The organism is Lentzea sp. NPDC006480 (assembly GCF_040611995.1).
GTDB lineage: Bacteria > Actinomycetota > Actinomycetes > Mycobacteriales > Pseudonocardiaceae > Lentzea.
The window spans coordinates 1-18,356 of sequence record NZ_JBEXPJ010000093.1 but is presented as its reverse complement, the minus strand read 5'-3'; the positions used below and the strand labels follow the sequence as shown (position 1 = coordinate 18,356).

Genomic DNA, 18,356 nt, shown 5'->3' with positions numbered 1-18,356 from the left:
CTGGTCATCAGCGGAAAGTTGGCGCGCTCAGCGCGGCAGCGCGGGGCGTCATCGAGGACCTTGCGGCCTTGCTGTCGATTGCGAGCTGCTCGCTCTGAGGCTTCTTGGCCAGGATCGTGAGGGTCGCGGTCTCGCCTTCGTAGCCTACGTCGGCCAAGGCCAGGGCGCCGTTACTGGCCGACGCGGTGATCGCGGCCACCAGATCGGGGATCGGCGCGGGCAGCATTGATCCGGCAAGGCAGCACGTCCGAGGTCCACAACGGCCAACCGTCCAGGCGGAGATCACATGTTTCCGCCATACTGGTGGTGTTTGCCGCCCTACCACAGATCCACCCCGGTCCTGGGGCAGAGCGCGGAGATCCGGTCGGTGTTGTTCAGCGTGCCGTCCACGATCACATGCGAGTGCCAGGCCGACTTCGCGGCTAGCAACGCCCGCGCAGCGACGGCCTGACCACCGCAAACACCACGACACCCCCATCCCGACAGGTGTCCGCGGTGGACACGGCGATCGCGTTGTCTCTGGCCAGAGCCGGCATCCTGGTGTTCCTCCAGGAACCAGCTCAGCACCCAGCACCGCCTGCTTGTAGGTCCCCAGCGAGCGTGCTCCTGCGCTTGCCTCGCCGTTCGCGTTCGGCGTGCAGGAGCGGACAGGAACAGAACGGTGTTCTCGGATGCTTCCAGGCCAGCGGTGTACGAAACACTCATCGAGCGCGGGACCCGTGTGAAGTTGATCTGCGAGAGGACCGCTTCATATCGGGGGTTTGCATCTTTTGTTGCACCGTAACAGTTCCGGCGCGTCACCAGCTATTGCTATACAACGTCGCCGACAGTTGCGTGGAAAGCCTCACTGGCTTGCCCTCGGCCGATCGGCGGTCACGCAACTGTGCGCAGACATTCCCGAGCCTGGAGTCGCGTCTGCGGTCGGTGCCCGGAAGGATGCGGCGACGGGATACGGGAGGCTCACAAAGAATCACCCGGTTGGTCCGTGTTCCGCGATTCCAATTCAGGTGACCCGGCCAGGTCGTGCGTATTCATCGTCGGATGTGGTGAACTGGAATTGGCGCGCTGCTTCTGATTACTTGACTCCAGGCCCTCCTCATAGAGGAACGCAATGCGTTCTCTGGCCTGCTGCGCCGCGTTGTCCAGCCAGGCTAGCCACTCGTTTGAATCGCTCATTGTTTCCGTCACTCAGGTACTCCGATTGAGCTGTTGACTCGATCATCAGATTGATAGGGCGCACGGAATGAACGTATACTGGGCTCCGCGCGCCCTGGCAATTGTAGGCAAGGCCTACATACACTTCTGTTTCTTTGCGCTCAAAGAGTGCGCGATCGATCACGGATACCTGCCCTTCCAGCCTCATGTAGCAATGTGAAGCGCCTTCAGTCTTTGCCAAGCGATCTGGCATCGTTGTCATGACTTCGTTTCCAGCTTGATTCGATGCGGAGGGCGCCAACTCGCGGACGGCTGTTGGGATGACCGCGTGCTCCGGCCAAGAGCGAGCGGGTCTGCTGCACGAGTAGGTGACAGTTGTAGTCACGCAGCCTGACTGGCTGGCGTGGTCATGATTGCTTCGTATTCGATAGGGGTCAACCGGCCGAGGGCGGCCTGGCGTCTGCGGCGGTGGTAGGTGCGTTCGATCCAGGTGACGATCGCGATCCGCAACTCGTCACGGGTGTCCCAGGTGCGGCGGTCGAGAACGTTGTTCTGCAGCAACGCGAAGAAGCTTTCCATGGCGGCGTTGTCGGCGGCAGCGCCGACGCGGCCCATCGAACCGGTCAGGCCGTGACGCGCGAGCGCACGGACGAACTTCCTGGAACGAAACTGCGATCCGCGGTCGGTGTGCACCACGCAGCCGGCGACTTCATCGCGGCGGGCGAGGGCGTTGGTGAGCGCGGTGACGGCGAGGCGGGATTTCATCCGGGAATCGATGGAGTAGCCCACGATCCGGTTGGAGCAGGCGTCCTTGACCGCGCAGAGATACAGCTTTCCTTCTGTGGTGCGGTGTTCGGTGATGTCGGCTAGCCAGAGCCGGTTCGGAGACGCGGCGGAGAAGTCACGCCGGACAAGGTCGTCGTGGACCGGCGGACCGGTCTTCTGCCCGTTGCGGCCGCGTTTCTTGCCGAACGCGCTCCACCAGCCCATCGACGAACAGATCCGCCACGCGGTCCGATCCACCATCGACACGCCGGCGTCGCGCGCCTCATCGGCCAGGAACCGGTAGCCGAACTCCGGATCGTCGCGATGAGCGTCGAACAACGCGTTCGCCCGATGAGCCCGCTCGAGTTCCGAGTCGGTGACCGGCCGGGCACGCCACCGGTAGTACGGCTGTCGAGCGATGTTCAAGACCCGACACGTCACCGCGACCGGGATACCGTCCACGGCCAGCTCCGTCACGAGCGGGTAGAGCCTTTTCCCGGCAGGTTCGCCTGCGACAACTACGCGGTCGCCCGGCGCAGGACCTCGTTCTCCTGCTCCAGCAACTTGATCCGCTTGCGCGCCTCACGCAGCTCGGCCGAGTCGTCCTGCTCATGCCCGGCTTGGTGTCCTCGTCGGCGTCGGCCTGGCGCAGCCACTTGAACAACGTCATCGGGTGCACCCCGAAGTCCTTGGCGATCTGCTCGACCGTCACGCCGGGCTCACGGTCACGAGCGACCCGCACGACATCGTCGCGGAACTCCTGAGGGTAGGGCTTGGGCACAGCGACATCCTCCCAGCTCACCATCACGACAAGCCAACTCAGATGTCACCTAACGGTGCAGCAGACCCCTTCGTCTCAACTTCTCCAGCGCGGCGCCTGAGGCGTGTTGAGCAAGCACAGGAGAAGTCGGGTCTGAGGTGTTGTCTGCGTCTGCGAAGCCGTTCCACATCGCCCGGTACGCGCCGACCGCGCTGTCGCGAGCCGAGGTTGTTGGTACCGCAGCACTCCCCGTAGGCGACGCGCCCGGTGCAGGACCGCGGTCGCACGAGCCCAGCAGTACAACCGCACTTCCCAGGGCCAAGAGCGTGTTCGTCTTCTTCATCGTGGCCTCCAGAACGGAAGGTTGAGTTGGGGTGTCGAGGTGGCCCCGCGTGGGGGCATTGAGGCCACCTCGACCAGCGTGCCCGGAGTGAAAGTGATCTCCGGGCGAAGTTCGTCGGCGAGCGCGACCTGAACGATCAGCACGAACATGGTGCAGGCACGGTGAAGTGCTCGCGGCGCTTCGTTCGCGATGACCGGGTCAGGCTCTGGCAGCGGAAGGCACATCACGCCACCTCCGTCAGGCTTGCAAAATCGAGAAGATGGCCCCGAGGAGGAGAGCCGGCCCGAGCGCAATGGAGTCGCGACGGCCGATGCGCCTCATGACGAGCAAAGCGCGTGTGCCAGCTCCTGCCGCGATGAGGCCCGAAGTCAGTCCTAAAGCGACGAACGACCACCCATGCCACCCCAGAACCAGGGCCAAAGACGTTGTGAGCGTGACGTCGCCGAATCCCAACTCGGGACCAAGCACCAGATAGAGGAGCAGCCCGACTGCGAACGTCACAGCAGCAGCGCAACCAGCGCGAAGCAAGGGGTCGACGTCGCGAGACACGAGCGCCATGAAGCCGAGCTGAACGAGGAAGCCCAGGAAAAGCGCGCCAACCAGGATGTGCGGCAGTCGCTGACACGTCCAGTCGACCAGCGCGAGCGCCAGGCCGACGATCACCAGCCACGCAACCAGTGCCGCAGAACGCGGAACCGCCTGTGCTGCGTAGGTCAACGCTGATCCCAGAAAGACGCTCGCCGCAAGGGAAGTCGTCCAGCCGATCGAGTCGAACAACCGCCGGGACACCGGCTCGCGCCGCGTGATCGAGAAGCTGATGAGCACCACCAGCGGGCCCGAGGCGATGCCTAGCAAGCCGTAGGACAGCAACGTGAACATCCCGCCCTCCCGAGGCCGAGCGTCCGAGAGGCAGGTGTGAGAGGACGGCGCGAAGCGCCAAGAAGTGGTTGCTGGTGGTGGAAGTTCGCCGAGACATGTCGATCCCCGATCGCGTTGGAGGCCAGCACACGGCTGCCTCACCACTGCGTTTCAGGGATCAGCTCGATAGCGACAAAGCCAACCCAATCGGAATAGTCCGATTGGCCTAGCGTAGGCAGTGACTCAGGTCACGTCAAGTCCGCGGCTTCTTCGAGTTGCGACGACTCAGCAAACGCCCAACGGCAGGTACAAGATCCTGATAGAGGCCGCCCAGCACGTGAACGAGCGCTGAGACGGCACGAGCATCCGATCCCACGAGGACACGTGCGCGACGGTGTTCCACTCCCCTTAGGACGGTGAGTGCTGCTTCCCCCGGCTCGGTGCGCGCGACCTTCTTCTCGAACCTCCGAACTACGGCGTCACGGGGCTCACCAGCGGCGTAAAGCCCGTTGCGGACGATCGGCGTACGGACCCCGCCGGGATACACGCACGTCACGGAGACATCGCTGCCGGACTCCGCCAGCTCCTGCCGCAACGATTCGCTGAACCCGCGTACTGCAAACTTCGAGGCGTTGTAGGCGCCGTACTTCGGCATGGCCATCAAGCCGTACGCGCTCGAGAAAGTGACGACGCGTGCGCCCGGCGAGAGCATGACAAGCGGCAGGAAGGCCTTCACCGTGTGCACGGTGCCAAGCCAGTTGACCGCCATCACGCTGTGGATGTCCGAGACCGCCGAGCCGAGCAGGCTGCCGCGTTGGATGATCCCCGCCGCGGAGAAAACGGCGTCGACTCCGCCGAGTTCCTCCCCGACCAGAGCTGCGACTTCCTGCATCGCAGCCCAGTCGGTGACGTCGATCCTTCGAACGAGCACCTTGCCGCGGCCGCATTGACCGGCAGTGACCTCCAGGCCATCAGCATCTCGATCAAGGAGTGCGAGGCGAGCTCCTCGCTTGGACAACTCGGCTGCGAGCGCGTGCCCAATCCCAGAACCTGCACCGGTGATCACCGCGACTTTGTTCTCGAACCAGCTCATGGTCCCCCGGCACTCTTAACCGAACGATGGCCATCAACCGCTGTCAGGCAAAGTCAGCGTCACCAACGCGGCAATGGTGTGCTGATCGAGCAGCATGAGCGCCGCTTCGACGGACACCTCCATCCAGTCGTCACGCTCCGAGCGAAGGCGCAACGGACCACACGCCCGCCCGCTGGAAGCGAGCTCCTCCGACATCTTGGCAGCTGTCCGGAGATCCTCGCGGTGAATCGCCGGTCGGCGTGCGACGTCGAGCTTCCACGCAACTCCTGGCATCGGATCGTCGATCCACCTCAACAGCCTCATCGTCCGCAGATCGACGATCGCCCGCCACCTGCCGGATGTCGCTTCAGCGGCGAGGACCTGCTGAGCTAGCAGAACCGGTGCCGGAGGAGGCGCCGCCGGCACGCTGTCGGCCGCGCCGATGTCGTGGGTAATACCGCGGACGATGCGCTCGATCCGTCCTGCACCGGTGCGCACCTCGACGCACCGGCAAGCGAAGTGCGCCGCACGCCGGACGCCGTCATCCCGCGTCACCGTCCAGGTGGCTTGATGTTCGTTCCCGACCGTCGCGTTGACGAGAAGCGCGAGCGCCTTCGACTCGTCCGAGTTCGTCTGCAGGCGCCCGTACGCGAACAGTTCGGCCAGGTCGTGCTGGTTTCGCCAGTTCTCCGCGCTCGTCCCGTAGAGCCGCAGCAGATCATCCGACCTGCTGCTGATGTGCTGGGTGACGTTGATGTGCCAGGCGCCGGCCGGGTCGCGCGGAGGAGGCTCCTCGTCCGGCCGGCCAACCCACACGTAAACACCGTGGACCCCACCGCCGTACGTAGCCAGCGGATGGCCGATGATCCGGCGCTTCCCCGCGGTCGCGGCGACTTCGAGAGGTTCTCCTGTCTCGACGACCCGAGCGATCAGAATCAGCACGTCCGAGAGAAAGGCCCACGGCTGAGCACAGTTCGCAGTGGAACAAGATTCCTCGGATTGCGCCCAACAGCCATCACCGTCGGCTCTCTCCGGTGACCTCCGAACGTCTCCACGAGCAACCAGTCCGTCGCCATCGCTCCGTCCCCCCGGTCGAAGATTGGCCTGACCAGCCAGTCCGTCGCCATGGGAGCGATCAGTACCCGATCACTGACGTGGTCAGGTACACGATGACACGGTTGTTTCGGCTCTCGCCCGACTACCGTGGTTGGAGTTCATCCAATCGTGCGAAGGCCCTTCAAGGCCCCACAGAACGCACCAGGGCCTGCTAAGCGGCCGCGTGCTGTGCGATGAGTTCCTCAAGCGGTATCAGGGCGCACCCCTTCAACTCGCGGATCAGCGCTGAAGCGACGGTCCAACGAATATCCGGATCTTCGTAGGTGACATTGGCCGCCGACACTGGGGTCGGCCCGAACATGCCCCGCTGGTAGATCGCGCCACGCACGCCTGCGATCGGGCACTCACGAACGCGGACGGCAACAGCACCGCGGTGAAGAGCTGGACAGCGCTTCAGCGAGAGCGCGACGCACAACACGCACACGGGCGGCTCAGTCGATGCCATGCCTTCCGGCCAGCTCGGCCAGTCGCCTCGGTAGTCACGCAACAACCAGAGAACGCCCTCGTCCGTGCGGTCGGCCGGGCCACCGCACACCTGGCACAGCAGCTTGCGCATGGCGCGTCGCTGCCTCAGCGGGTGCACCTTCCCGAACTCGGGGCGACCGGTTCCCGGACGAACGCCGATGCGGCTCCACAGCACTCCATGGGCGTCACGATCACCCAGCCCCTCGTCTGCGTAGCCGACGCCGCCGAGCGGGTGTTCCACCACTCTCGACGGCAGATCTTGCTCAGCGGACCAGGTGGTGATGTACGGCGCGATGATGCGGCCGGATTCGACAGGTGCCTGCGTGCTCACAGAGCCACCTCGGCTTTCTGCGCTGGCTGGGAGGCCATAGCCAAGCCCGGTGGAGCTGCGCTGCGGAACACCTCCATCGTCCCCAGGAGGTCCCCGATGCGTCCCCTCGATCAGCGCTGAGCTGCAGGAACGCCGCGATCACTCGATCGGGGGTCTTTGTGCCGCGCGCAAGGCAAGGGCTGGGATGGCAGCCACCTTCGCCGGATCGATCTCCGACCAGATGATGCCTTCCGGACGCCGAGACGGACCGCACTCGATGACCTGCGTCGGCGTGATGATGAAGTCGACCGAGAAGTCGTGGCTCGTCTCCGGCAGCTCGTCCTCGACCACCTGGAGGTCGTGCACGGTCGTGACGATGGGTGTTGCTTCGTGGATGAGCCCGGCTTCCTGGAGTAGAGCGACCTCGATGTCCGCGTAGCCCGCGCCCTTGCCGAGTCGCGCGCCCCGGCGGTCGACTGCGACCGAGCCGCACACGACGAGATCCACCTGCGGCATCTCATCGGTGTCGACGGTTCTCGCGAACGTCGCCGCGACCTTCGGCATGGCGGCCTCGGCCGGCGAAACGGGCAGCTTCGCCGGATCCAGTTCGTAGAACGGCTTCGCTCCAGCGAGCTTCGGGACCGCGAGGTAGATCAGCTTGCCCTGCGAGAGGCCCAGCACTCGAACCGGGATCTGCGGTTTGTCGGGCACGGCCTTGACCACACGCGCGGATTGCCAGATGGCGAGTTCGGCAAGCTTGTCCGCCGCTGCTTCGGCACCAACGAAGTTCGGGATCGACCCGTGCACGTCCGGCGGAGCAGCTCCGTGTTCGGCCAGCAGATCCCAGACGCGGTGACGGACTTCGTTCTTGCCCTCGCCGGGACTGCCCACGAACTAACCTCCTAGGTCGCCGCCATCACGGTCAGCAGGCGGTCGTACACCTGATCTATCACAGGTTCCGCGCGCCAAGGGCGAAGCTCTCTCGCCGCATTGAAAATGACCTTGAGGCCGCCACCGCCCCAGGTGCCCTCGATCGAGTCGATCGCGAGGTGCAAGCTCGCGGCCGCCTGTTCGAGGTCGCGCTGCAGGATGTGGGTCAGGCTAAGGTTGGCCAGCGCGATGCTGCGTGACTTCGACCGCGACCGCGCCTTGACCGCCACTCGTTCCAGGGTGGGCTGGGCTTTCGTCGCGTCCTCCAGCCGCAGGTAGCAGGCACCGGCCAACCGGTCGTGCTGTGTCTCGGAGAACATCTCCGGCACGGGGTCGTCCCCGGTCTTCTGCTCGAAGTGGTCCTGCGCCAGATCCAGTGCACGTTCGCAGGCTCGGCGTTCGCCGAGCATCGCGTGCGCCTCGGCGGTGTGCAGCACCGCAAGGCCTTCCAGGACTTCACTGTTACCGCGCGCAGCCACAGCTGCTTGCTCGGTCAGCCGAAGACCGTCACGTGCATCGTCTTCGCCGTAGAGCGCGACGTACGAAGTCCGGAGCAGCGCGATGCTCTCCAGCACCGGGTCGTTGATCTCTCGTGCGGCTTCCGCAGCACGATCGAAGTGCTTCCGCGCCTCGAGGTGATCCCGGCGCTGGGAGGCGTCCCAGGCGAACTGTCCCATGAGCGTCGCCGCCTCGGCCTCCGCCGCAAGCAGGTCCCGCTTCACCCCGTACCGCTGAGCGTGCTGCCGAAGAAACCGAACCTGCCCCAGCAACTGCCCCGCCTCGGCGAGCAAAGCGGTCGACCGCTCCCTGTCGTAACGCTCTCCCAGCTCCACAACGTGGTTACGGAGCCTGGCAACGGTTTCGAAGTCGGCTTGAGACGGGTTCGCGAGCGCCCATTCGACCCGATCGAGTCCGTCCTGCACCTCAGGCTCGGACTCCGCGTTGAGAAGGTCGATCAACTTCTGGGTGGTGAGCCTGAGCGCCTTGGCGAGACGTGGTTGGTTCAGCGGTTCAGGAGTTGCCTCGTTGCGTTCCCACTTGCCGACCGTCTTCTCGGCGACTCCGACCGCGAGCGCCAGCGATTCCCTCGAGAATCCCTCCGCCTTGCGACGGTCAGTCAGTGCCTTCCGCGGCGGTGCCATCGCGGTCTCCCCTAACACGGATTCGCCTAACCAGCAGCGTAGCCCGAGAAACCGTCTCCACGAGCAGACCTATTGGGATCGCTCCAATATCACCCAATTGGGTCAGGGCTTTGTTTCCGCAGGTAGAAGCTCCAGAGGGGACGTTCAGGGGACATTTGAGGCAACTTCGCGGGCTGGCGCGGATATCCGCAAGCGAGTTTCAGTAGATCACCGCCGACACCACGAGCGCTCGACGCGCACAGGTTCACGGGAAGTGATCGGTCATGCCTCGTCCTTTCAAGTGGCAGCCCCACGAGGGGTCGCGCCATGCGATACCTCAAGAGCTCGCCGCGAACGAGGTGGGCAACACCCTTTGCGACCTCGAAGTGACCGCGTCGACCGACAAGTGGGCGGACTCCGAACGGTGCTGGCCCACCTGCAAGACGTGCGACGCGGTGTGGCGAGAGCACGAGCACCTTCTGCCATGGCCAAGGTCCGCGAAGTCGAAGGCCACTCCGGTCCTAGAAGACGACGAGCTGGAAGGCCAAACCTTGCCGCCCGCGGACAAGGCCATGCAGTTCAGAGAACTCGTCACCACGCTGGCACTGCTCGCTGTCGAGTTCGACCAGCAGGTCGACATCAGCGCCGCCTGATGAAGGCCTTCCGATGCCTCACGAGTGTTGAAAGTGGACGAACTGATGGACAAGATCGACACCTGCACGATCCAGCACGCTGCTGTGGACGTTGTCGCGCAACGACAGCGCGAAGCGATCGACGCTGGTAAGAACCAAGAAGTCTGTGTACGACGAGTGATCCAGCAACACGTCGACAAGGCCTTTCCCTTTGGACGCGCACTACTCTCACGGCATGCGGGTCTCGTGCTGCTCGCCGCCACGTTGGCGTTCGGAGGTTTCGCCGCCTTCACGTCGCAGGACTTGCCTGCTCTCGCCGTGGCCATCGTCCACACTGCAGTGACTCTTCTCCTGCTCGACATCGTCCTTCAGATGCAACGACGTGACGGCCAACTCAAGGCAGGTCTTTACGTCGCCGCAGTCGTCGAACGCGCTACCGCCACGCTTACTGAGACCGATGGCCGCCAAGCTGATTGACGGGAAGGCGAGCCTGGAGGTTCGCGCGCTCAGCCGGAGGGTGCTCGGTTGGCGCAAGAGGCGGAACTGGACTTTGGAGGAGCTGAAGGAGATCGTCGGTTTCTCCACGGCGAAGCTGTCCCAGCTGAGCAGTGCGGTGATTCGGTGTTCTCCCATGGACGTCGTGAAGATCGCCAGTGCTTGCGGAGTACCGGACGACGAAGTCGAACTCTGCGTTCAAGCGTCGCACCGACTCGGAGATCCACAGACGTGGGACTACGTGACTCGTGGCGCGTGGCCGCGGCTCACGTGGACCTACTGGGATGTCGCGGCCGAGGCATCCGAGCTGGTGATCGTGGCGGCAGACGCCATTCCGGAACTCGTCCGCACTGCCGCCCACCATGCCGCGATGCTGCAAGCAGGCGCGACTGCTCACGAGCTCGACTCGAAGCTTCGGGAGGAGATTCTCAGCCGACTGGCCACCGGACCGCGAGACGCCGCGCAACACGGGAGCGCCGGCCCGCTCCTTGTGCGGCTGATCGTGTCCGAATCCGTGCTCACCAGCAACGTGGGCGGAGCACGGGTGGTGGCAGATCAGCTCTTGCACCTCGATGAGCTTCAGGAATCCCTGCCCAGCCTCGCGATCGAGGTCGTGGACAGTGCTGCTGGTCCGTACTACGGCATGGGGAAGTCGTTCACCGTCATGCGATTCGTCGAGAGGCGCTTCGACGACGTGGTGCACGTCCGGGCCATTCACGGCGACAGCTGGCTGGAGGCGGAGCGTGAGCGTCAGCCCTACGAGCACGCACTCGAGTCGCTCGGAGCGGTTCTGCGACCACGGGAAGAGACATCGCCCTGGTTGTGCCAAACAGCGATGCAGCTCCAGGATCCGTTGCACAACAAGCGACCCAAGCGGAGCGAAGGGTGCCGGAGCGCGATCAATCGCTCAGGCTCAACGGCGTAGCGCTGAAGATGCCAGCAAGCAGGTCGTCAAGCAGAGCGGGGAGGCGAGCCGGCAGCAGTTTGTCCGTGCACTGGCGAAGTTCCGCAGCTGACCACCAGCGCCGTTCGATCAGCCCGGCCTTCTCGTTCTCCGTGGGCTTGAGTGCGACTTTCGGCGCGGTGTCGGTGATGCGGCCGAGGAAGACGTGGTCCTCGCGGTGGTGGTCGCGGCCCTTGTAGTGGAAGCGGGATTCGCGGATCCACAGTTTGCGCCCCAGGGACGGAATGATGATTCCCGTCTCCTCCGCCACCTCACGCAGAGCGGCGTCCTCTGGTTTCTCCCCCTCGTCGAGACCGCCGCCGGGCAGCTCCCACCAGTGATGGCCGCGGTCGTGCGGATCGCAGGCGTGAACGAGCAGCACGCGGTCATCGGCGTCGAGCAGCAGCACCCGTCCGCCGATGCGCGGGGTGGTGGCGGTCGTGGACATCCGGCAGGTGTTCCTCGCGGTTGGCTGACTGGGCGGCAGCCTGCGCGGGTGGTGCCGGAGTTCAGAACAGAGTTGGCTCCGGCTCGTTGAGCGCGTCGACCGCCGTGGCGGGGTCAGACGTTAGCAGCGTCTGCGTCGCACTCAGCGCCAGTGTGACGGCGAGTCCCGAATGATCCGTTAGACGGGATCCATCGGGCGCGTTTTCCCTGGTCTCGTGGATGTATTCGCACGTCATGAGCCTCTGAGCGACCGCGTGCGAACCATGGGCGTGGTCGTAGCGGTAGCCGAGGTCCGCGCGGCGTGCCCAGCTGTGTTCGACTCGGTCGGGATGCAGGTGTCGGAACAGGTCGGCGAGGCCGTGTCGTTCGGTCAGGCCGGTGTAGAAGGCGTACTCGAATTGGGCGAACTGGCCGCGGTGAGGTGGCTGGTGGTGGGGTTCGAGGACGTTGAGGTCGCCGAGCAGCAGCAGTGGAGCGTTCGAGCTGGTGTTGTCGAGAGCTTTGTGGAACTGCTCGATCCAGGTCTTCTTGCGCTCGGTCTTCTCCAGGGTGGCGTCGCGGGACGGCACATAGGCGCCCGCGACGCGCAACGGTCCCTCATCGGTCTCGACGACGACGCCGGTTGCACGTGCGGGCAGGTAATCCAGGGCTGCACCCAGCGGGTCCATCGCGGTGACGATCTTGCTGACGATCATCACGCCGAGCTCGCCAGGTGCGTGTGCGGGAAAGGTGACCGAGTATCCGGCGGCCGCGAAGGTCTTGGCCAGGAACTCGCTGCCCGCGGTGGCTTTGGTCTCGGTGAGGACCAGGACTTCCTCAGGGCGGGCGGCGAGCCATCGCAGCTGGCGTTGGGCGCGGTCGATCGACGGGGCGCCGACGTTGACGGTGAGCAGGCTCAGCGGCATACCGCGATCTTCTCCTCGAGTACTCGGTGGATCAGCGACACGATCCTGGCAGCGATTGTGGCCGCGTCGTCGGTGGTGCAGTCCAGGGTCTCCACCAGCCAGCCCTTGTTCTGCAGGTCCACGACGGCGTGGACGTAGAGCCCGGCTTCCATGTCGCTGTTGTCTTCGGCGCGTTCGAAGCGGCTGTGCCCACCGCGTGTTCGAAGCCTGTCGTCGATCACGGCCGGGTCGCCGTTGAGGATGACAGAGAGGTCCGGCCGGTAGACGCCGTGGTTGAGCTGCCACACCGTCTCCGCGGACAGACCGTCAAGCCCTTGCAGGACGAGCGAGGAGGCGACGTAGCGGTCGCAGATCACGACCTGTCCGTCACGCAACGCGGGTTTGATCTCGGTATCGAGCTGGTGGTGCCGATCGGCTGCACACAGGCACGCCAAGGCCATTCCGCGATAGGTGTCGGTACCGTGCCGGGCGAGCTCGCCCAGCGGCGCCCGGGATGGCTGGGCGGTGGCATGCACGGGCACGCCTGCTGCGGTCAACGTGTCGGCGACCAGTTTCGCCGCGGTGGACTTGCCAACTCCGCCGGGGCCGTCGAGCGTGATCAGCGTTCCCGGCAATCGTCGTGGCTCGTCGAACAAGGCGCTCATGCCGGCATCAACGGCAGCAACTGGCGTTCCCCCGCAATATTGTCGGTAGTCGAGATCGGGCACTGCTCCGCGTCGACATCCCCGACTCGGCCACCGGACGCGACCACCGCAGCGGGACAGCCCTTGCCGCAACCGTCGTTCATCGAGCATGAGCCGCAGGTGCTGTTGGCGCCTACGCGATAGCGGTCGTGGAAGCGGTAGCCGTCCAAGCGCTGCGCGATGTCCGGGTCGGTGAAGATGTTCCCGACGATGAACTCGGTGTCGGTGTGCTGCGACGCTGGTGTTCTCGCGGCGAACACCAGGTACGGGCACACGGTGACCTCGCCCGGAGTGAACACGTAGATGATCGTCCCCGCTTCGCAGCCGGACAGAGGCTTGCCAGCGGAATTTGGGAAGCGGATGTGCGCGATGTCGAGGTCCAGTCCGTCAAACGGCGCGGTGAGCGCGTGGATCTCCTGCATGTGCAGGGTGGTCTTCGCGAGTCGGGACTGTGACTTGACGCCGCGTCCCATGCTGCCCAGCGGGTTGAGCAGCACGTAGCGCGCCCCGTTCTGGCGCGCAAACGTACACAGCTCGACGTACTCCTCGTTCTGTGCCAACGAGTTCGGCGTGCACAACAAGCCTTGCAGGATGCCGGCCGCGCCGAGTTTCTTCACGGTGGCGATGGTGACGTCGAAGCTCGCGCGGTCGCCGCGGAACTTGCCGTGCGAGTCCGCGGCGAACCCGTCCAATGACACGTTGCAGTGCACTCCGAGACCCGCGAGTTCGTTGATCTGCTGACCGCTCAAGGTGGTGGCGTTGGTACAGATTCCGACGTCCATGCCGACCTCGCGGAACGCGCGCACGATGGCCATGAAGTCCGGGTGGATCGTGGGTTCGCCGCCGGTGAGCGTGACCCGTCGGACGCGCGCTGCGCTCAGCTGCGGGATCACCTTGTCGACGATCTCCGCAAGTGGCATCTGCTTGCCGACGCGGGTCGCGGACACAAAGCAGTGTGCGCAGCGCAGGTTGCAGTCTTCGTTGATCTGCACGAGCGCCTTGCGGTACGGGCTGTCCACTGTGGTCCGAAAGTAGCAGGATGTGGCGAAGGCATCTTCGGCGATGCTGCGAGCACCGGTCATCGTGAACCTCCCCGTCCGCGGCATGCGATTCGCGTGCCGTCGGTGATCGAGTGCTGGATCGAGCCCCCGAATAGATGTTCGGATGAACAGTAGCGTGGCTTTAGATGTTCGAGTGGACATCTTTGGGACAGTTCCAGTACAACTGCGATCAGCGACAACTCAACTGTCTGCACGGACAACAAGCACGTCAGCGCGGGTCTCCAAAGCGGACATGACACTTCGGGAGGCGACGGTGCCCGACATCGGGGACGAGGTTGACGCAGAGGAGCTGCTCGCGACCCTGCTGGGCTGTCCGCCGGAGATGCTCGATGTCAGCCTCGACCAGCTCCGGACCCTGGCCGTGGTGCACACCGCGGGCACCGCACAACGCGCGGCACGCGTCCTGGGCCGCGAACAGTCCAGCGTGCAGAAGCAGCTCGACAACCTCAACCGAGCCGCGACTCGACTGGTGGGCGAAGCGTTGGTGCTCAAACAGGGGCGCGGCAAGGACTTCCTCTTCACGCCGTCCGGCGAAGAGGTCGTCGCACTGGCGATTCAGACCTTGTCGTCGTGGACCGAGAGCCTGAACCGCAGCCGGCGCAGGCTCGGATCCACGGTCACCTTCGGCACGACCGAGTTCACCGTCGAGTTTCTCGGCGCCGTGTGGCCCACCTTGCGTGAGGACTTCGAACGCCGGGACATCCACCTCAACATCGAACACGTCCGCACCCGCGACTTGTGGCGCAAGCTCGACGCAAAAAAGGTCGACATGGTCTGCGGCAGCCTTGCCGCACAGCCTGGGCGGCCACCAGCATTGGACTACGACTTCCTGGAGTGGCACCGCGAACGCGTCGCGCTGCTCACCAACCTCACCACCCGCGAACTACCCGACACTCCAGTGACCTTTGTCAAGTTGCCCAGCCTTCCACTGCTCGCACCGACCGCCGGTCTGCTCGCTCAGTTCCTCGGCCACTGGTACGGCCCCGACTACCGCGGCACCCTCGACGTCATCGCCGACATCGACTCGCTCAACTACGGCCTCAACCTGCTCAACACCGAGCTCCTGCACGGATGCATGCTCACCACCGAACGAGTCGCCGACGCAGTCCTCGAAGGACGCCTGCCCGGCCGCGGACTGCGCAAGATCGACCTCGCAGACGACTATGACCCCGCGCTCGAGATCGTCACGGGAATCTTCGCCCGCAAAGGCGAACGTGATCGCTACGCCGCCGACCATCCCCTTAACCTGCTGTGGGAAGCGTTCGCGGCAGAGTCCCCGGCGAGAGCAGTCCCTGCCACTCTTCCAGGTTGATCCCAACCGCCACACGCGTCCAATCGAACACATGTGCGAACCTGGTGATAGGTTTTCGCGTCATGGATCGGCAGCTGCTCGAACCGTCCCAAATGGACGGCAAGCTCACGTACAGATACGACTCGACCGGCCACCAGGTCGCCCTCCTCCCGGCGAGGTGCAAGCTCGGACGCCACACCCTCGGCCACTCCCAGTTCCGCGCCGTCGTGCAGGACGGTGAGGCCACGATCAGCTGCCTGGCCTGCGCAACCGAGGGCGCCGATCACTTCTGGCGATTGACCGCCGCAACTCCCGCGCCCGAACGCGCAGAGCTCTGCGAAGAGCTCTACTTCGATCTTGCCCTTCGCCGCGCTCAACGAGTCATCCCACCGGCAGGCGGCCATGACGCTCAATAGTCCGTTCACCACCTGGGAGGGCGACACCGTCCACGGCCGGAGAGCCGTGCTCACCGGGGTCTCGGTCAGCCTCGACAAGTTGTTCGCTCGAAAGCCCGGCGCCGACCGACACGTCATCGCGACCGGCCTCGATCTGACCGGCGAGGTTCACGGTCGGCTACACGGACGTTTCCCCAGCATCGAGGGCGACTGGCTCGGCGTGGTCAACTACGAGATCAGCTACGCCGACGGTCGCCGGGAGCAGCTCCACCTGGTTGACCAGCTGGTTCCGTTCCACGTGCTGCGCCTTCGCGAATGAGCCGTTCCACCGCGCACGGTTAGGCCGTTCGGGTTACCTTCAGATTCCTGGTGACGAGGCAACACGCCGGGAGCGGAGGTCGCCGTGCCCACTGCACACGACTCCGTTCCCGCCTGGATCGACCCGATGCTGGCCAAGCCCGACGGTGGACGCCTGCGCGAGGGACCACAGTGGGTCTACGAGTACAAGCTGGACGGCTACCGCGTGGCGATGCGCATCGCCGCTGACGGCACCACAGTGCTGACCAGCCGCAACGGTCTCGACCTCACCGCCGAGTTCGCGGAGCTGGCCGAGGTGCTCACCGCTGTGCTGCGAGGGCGTGCCGCGGTGCTCGACGGTGAGGTCGTGGTCTACAACGAGGCGGGGCAGATCGACTTCGGCCTGTTGCAGCAACGGCGTGGCCGCTTCCAGAAGCACCGCACCGCCCGCCGGACCGAGCCGTTCGCGGACGTGCCGGTTCGGTTCTTGGCCTTCGATCTCCTGCAGCTCGGTGAGCAGCTCCTGCTGAACGAACCGTACGTGCAGCGGCGACGCCTGCTCACCGAACTGGCGATGCCCGATCCCTTCCGGGTCGCGGTGGTACCGTCGTTCACCGCGGCCGAGCTCGCCGCCGACCGCCTCACCCCGCAGCGCCTGCTCGATCGCGTCGCTGCGGAAGGGCATGAAGGACTTGTGGCCAAGAGGCTCGACTCGCCGTACATCCCAGGCAAGCGGCCGGACTTCTGGTGCAAACACCCGCTCACCCAGACCCAGGAAGTCATCGTGTGCGGATGGCGCCCCGGCCAGAGCGGCTTCACCGGCACCGTCGGTGGGCTCCTGCTCGGGGCCCACGACCCCGAGACCGGTGAGCTCGTCTACATCGGTGACGTCGGCACAGGCTTCACCCGGCAGGACCGCGATCAGCTGCGCGATCGGCTGCAACCGCTGGAACGGGCGCGGCATCCGTTCGCGGCCACTCCCCCGCGCGAGGACGTCGTGCGTGCCCGGTGGGTCGAGCCGGTGCTGGTGGGCGAGGTCCGGTTCCGCCAGTTCACCCGCGGCGACGACGGCCGACTGCGGCACACCGCGTGGCGTGGTCTTCGCCGTGACCGCGCACCCGGCGAGGTGACCGCGCCACAACCCGGCCGGCCCACTCCCCTTGTCACCGCAGAGCCGGAGATCGGCAGCCGGGTGACGGTGAAGGCGGGCAGCCGCACCCTCCGTCTGTCCAACCTGGACAAAGCGCTGTACCCGGACGGCACCACGAAAGGCGAGATCATCGCCTACTACAGCCGGATCGCACCCGTCCTGCTGCCGCACCTGCGCGACAGGCCCGTCACGTTCGTCCGCTTCCCCAACGGCGTGCACGGACAGAAGTTCTTCCAGAAGAACACTGATGCGAGCGCACCGGACTGGTTGCCGACAGTGGAGTTGCGCGGCGGTGGTTCACGACGCGGGGCAGATGCTGATGAGATCGTTCGCTATCCACAAATCCACGAGCTCGCCGCGCTGGTCTGGGCCGCCAACCTCGCCGCGCTCGAACTGCACGTTCCTCAATGGACGGTTAACGGTGGCGCCCGGAACTCGCCGGACCGGCTGGTGTTCGACCTCGATCCAGGGCCGGGTACGACGATCGTGCGCTGCTGCAGAGTGGCCGAGCGCCTGTACGACGTGCTCGCCGAGGACGGACTGCTCCCGGTGGCGACGACATCGGGATCGAAGGGATTGCAGGTGTATGCAGGCATCGAGACCACGAGCTCTCAGGCTCCCTCGAACTATGCGAAGACGATCGCGGTGGCCTTCGAACGGGACACGCCCCAGCAGGTGACAGCCACGATGGCGAAAGCTCGCCGCGAAGGCAGGGTCTTCATCGACTGGAGCCAAAACAACCCGGCCAAGACCACCATCGCGCCCTACTCACTGCGTGGCCGCGACGAGCCCACCGTGGCGACACCGGTCACCTGGGACGAGGTCCGTGCTTGCCGGAGACCGGAGCAGTTGGTATTCAGCGCGGACGAGGTTCTCGAACGGATATCAGAGATCGGTGACCTGTTTGCTCTGGTCGAACAGAACAAAGCACCGTTTCCCGGCTGAGACGGGAGCAGGCGCTTGAGCATCCGCTCGCGTGAGTCGTAGCGTTCAGCTGACTTTCGGCGATCACGCCGGAAAGAACACCTTCACCAGTGAGGGTGGGAGGAGTGCCCGACGGTGAGCGACCAGGCGGGAAGCCCGCAGCTTGCGCAGACGAAGGTCTCTGTCGAGAACGGCGTCGTCGTGGTCACGCTGACTGGCGAGGTCGATATGGTCAATG

19 protein-coding genes and 1 pseudogene are annotated in these 18,356 nt (G+C 65.1%); 7 read left to right on the top strand and 13 right to left on the bottom strand.

Going from position 1 to position 18,356, the window contains the following annotated elements; genetic code table 11:
- Window positions 1-7: 7 nt before the first annotated feature.
- The 9 genes and pseudogenes from ABZX92_RS29745 to ABZX92_RS29705 form a co-directional block, all read right to left on the bottom strand.
- The gene (locus ABZX92_RS29745; protein WP_355566385.1) at window positions 8-226 is read right to left on the bottom strand and encodes a hypothetical protein; all 219 of its coding nucleotides are present in this window, start codon (window positions 224-226) and stop codon (window positions 8-10) included.
- A gap of 1,310 nt (window positions 227-1,536) precedes the next feature.
- Window positions 1,537-2,701 (bottom strand): annotated as a pseudogene (locus ABZX92_RS29740) (IS3 family transposase).
- Window positions 2,702-3,260: 559 nt separating this feature from the next.
- Window positions 3,261-3,902 carry a hypothetical protein gene (locus ABZX92_RS29735; RefSeq protein WP_355566382.1) on the bottom strand — a complete coding sequence of 214 codons (642 nt, stop codon included), beginning with the start codon at window positions 3,900-3,902 and terminating at the stop codon, window positions 3,261-3,263.
- A 232-nt stretch (window positions 3,903-4,134) separates the two neighbouring features.
- The gene (locus tag ABZX92_RS29730; protein WP_355566379.1) at window positions 4,135-4,974 is read right to left on the bottom strand and encodes an SDR family oxidoreductase; all 840 of its coding nucleotides are present in this window, start codon (window positions 4,972-4,974) and stop codon (window positions 4,135-4,137) included.
- A gap of 33 nt (window positions 4,975-5,007) precedes the next feature.
- On the bottom strand, window positions 5,008-5,895 hold the full coding sequence (locus ABZX92_RS29725; RefSeq protein WP_355566376.1) for a GAF domain-containing protein: 888 nt from the start codon (window positions 5,893-5,895) through the stop codon (window positions 5,008-5,010).
- Window positions 5,889-6,029 (bottom strand): GAF domain-containing protein, encoded by a 141-nt coding sequence (locus tag ABZX92_RS29720; RefSeq protein WP_355566422.1) that lies wholly within the window; start codon window positions 6,027-6,029, stop codon window positions 5,889-5,891. The genes ABZX92_RS29725 and ABZX92_RS29720 overlap by 7 nt, the downstream gene beginning before the upstream one ends.
- A 191-nt stretch (window positions 6,030-6,220) precedes the next feature.
- On the bottom strand, window positions 6,221-6,865 hold the full coding sequence (locus ABZX92_RS29715; RefSeq protein WP_355566373.1) for a hypothetical protein: 645 nt from the start codon (window positions 6,863-6,865) through the stop codon (window positions 6,221-6,223).
- A 138-nt stretch (window positions 6,866-7,003) separates the two neighbouring features.
- Complete coding sequence (locus ABZX92_RS29710; RefSeq protein ID WP_355566371.1) at window positions 7,004-7,735, bottom strand: 5-formyltetrahydrofolate cyclo-ligase; 732 nt, start codon at window positions 7,733-7,735, stop codon at window positions 7,004-7,006.
- Between the two features lie 11 nt (window positions 7,736-7,746).
- Window positions 7,747-8,916, bottom strand: a complete 1,170-nt coding sequence (locus ABZX92_RS29705; RefSeq protein ID WP_355566368.1) for a helix-turn-helix transcriptional regulator — start codon at window positions 8,914-8,916, stop codon at window positions 7,747-7,749.
- Window positions 8,917-9,179: 263 nt separating this feature from the next.
- Between ABZX92_RS29705 and ABZX92_RS29700 the strand changes: the two genes are divergently transcribed.
- Genes ABZX92_RS29700 through ABZX92_RS29690 form a run of 3 tightly spaced genes read left to right on the top strand, consistent with a single transcriptional unit; the run spans window position 9,180 to window position 10,947 of the window.
- A complete protein-coding gene (locus tag ABZX92_RS29700) occupies window positions 9,180-9,548 on the top strand; it encodes a zinc finger protein (RefSeq protein ID WP_355566365.1) in 369 nt (122 codons plus the stop codon).
- A gap of 45 nt (window positions 9,549-9,593) precedes the next feature.
- Entirely contained in the window at window positions 9,594-10,004 is a 411-nt protein-coding gene (locus ABZX92_RS29695) for a hypothetical protein (protein ID WP_355566362.1), read from the top strand.
- Window positions 9,985-10,947, top strand: a complete 963-nt coding sequence (locus tag ABZX92_RS29690) for a Scr1 family TA system antitoxin-like transcriptional regulator (RefSeq protein ID WP_355566419.1) — start codon at window positions 9,985-9,987, stop codon at window positions 10,945-10,947. Before ABZX92_RS29695 ends, ABZX92_RS29690 begins: the two co-directional genes overlap by 20 nt.
- Here ABZX92_RS29690 and ABZX92_RS29685 read toward each other — a convergent pair.
- The 4 genes from ABZX92_RS29685 to ABZX92_RS29670 all read right to left on the bottom strand — a co-directional run bounded on the left by ABZX92_RS29685 (window position 10,922) and on the right by ABZX92_RS29670 (window position 14,019).
- A complete protein-coding gene (locus tag ABZX92_RS29685; protein ID WP_355566359.1) occupies window positions 10,922-11,413 on the bottom strand; it encodes an NUDIX domain-containing protein in 492 nt (163 codons plus the stop codon). The genes ABZX92_RS29690 and ABZX92_RS29685 overlap by 26 nt on opposite strands.
- A gap of 61 nt (window positions 11,414-11,474) precedes the next feature.
- Window positions 11,475-12,317 carry an endonuclease/exonuclease/phosphatase family protein gene (locus ABZX92_RS29680; protein ID WP_355566356.1) on the bottom strand — a complete coding sequence of 281 codons (843 nt, stop codon included), beginning with the start codon at window positions 12,315-12,317 and terminating at the stop codon, window positions 11,475-11,477.
- Window positions 12,308-12,961, bottom strand: coding sequence for a dTMP kinase (gene tmk / locus ABZX92_RS29675; protein WP_355566353.1), 654 nt, complete (start codon window positions 12,959-12,961; stop codon window positions 12,308-12,310). The genes ABZX92_RS29680 and tmk overlap by 10 nt, the downstream gene beginning before the upstream one ends.
- Window positions 12,958-14,019, bottom strand: a complete 1,062-nt coding sequence (locus tag ABZX92_RS29670) for a radical SAM protein (protein WP_355566350.1) — start codon at window positions 14,017-14,019, stop codon at window positions 12,958-12,960. Before ABZX92_RS29670 ends, tmk begins: the two co-directional genes overlap by 4 nt.
- Window positions 14,020-14,314: 295 nt before the next feature.
- On the opposite strand from ABZX92_RS29670, the gene ABZX92_RS29665 reads away from it, so the two are divergent.
- The 4 genes from ABZX92_RS29665 (at window position 14,315) to ligD (ending at window position 18,139) form a co-directional block, all read left to right on the top strand.
- On the top strand, window positions 14,315-15,373 hold the full coding sequence (locus tag ABZX92_RS29665; RefSeq protein ID WP_355566347.1) for a LysR family transcriptional regulator: 1,059 nt from the start codon (window positions 14,315-14,317) through the stop codon (window positions 15,371-15,373).
- Between the two features lie 62 nt (window positions 15,374-15,435).
- The gene (locus ABZX92_RS29660) at window positions 15,436-15,768 is read left to right on the top strand and encodes a hypothetical protein (RefSeq protein ID WP_355566344.1); all 333 of its coding nucleotides are present in this window, start codon (window positions 15,436-15,438) and stop codon (window positions 15,766-15,768) included.
- On the top strand, window positions 15,755-16,066 hold the full coding sequence (locus ABZX92_RS29655; RefSeq protein WP_355566341.1) for a hypothetical protein: 312 nt from the start codon (window positions 15,755-15,757) through the stop codon (window positions 16,064-16,066). Before ABZX92_RS29660 ends, ABZX92_RS29655 begins: the two co-directional genes overlap by 14 nt.
- 126 nt (window positions 16,067-16,192) lie before the next feature.
- On the top strand, window positions 16,193-18,139 hold the full coding sequence (gene ligD, locus ABZX92_RS29650; RefSeq protein WP_355566416.1) for a DNA ligase D: 1,947 nt from the start codon (window positions 16,193-16,195) through the stop codon (window positions 18,137-18,139).
- Window positions 18,140-18,356: the final 217 nt, after the last annotated feature.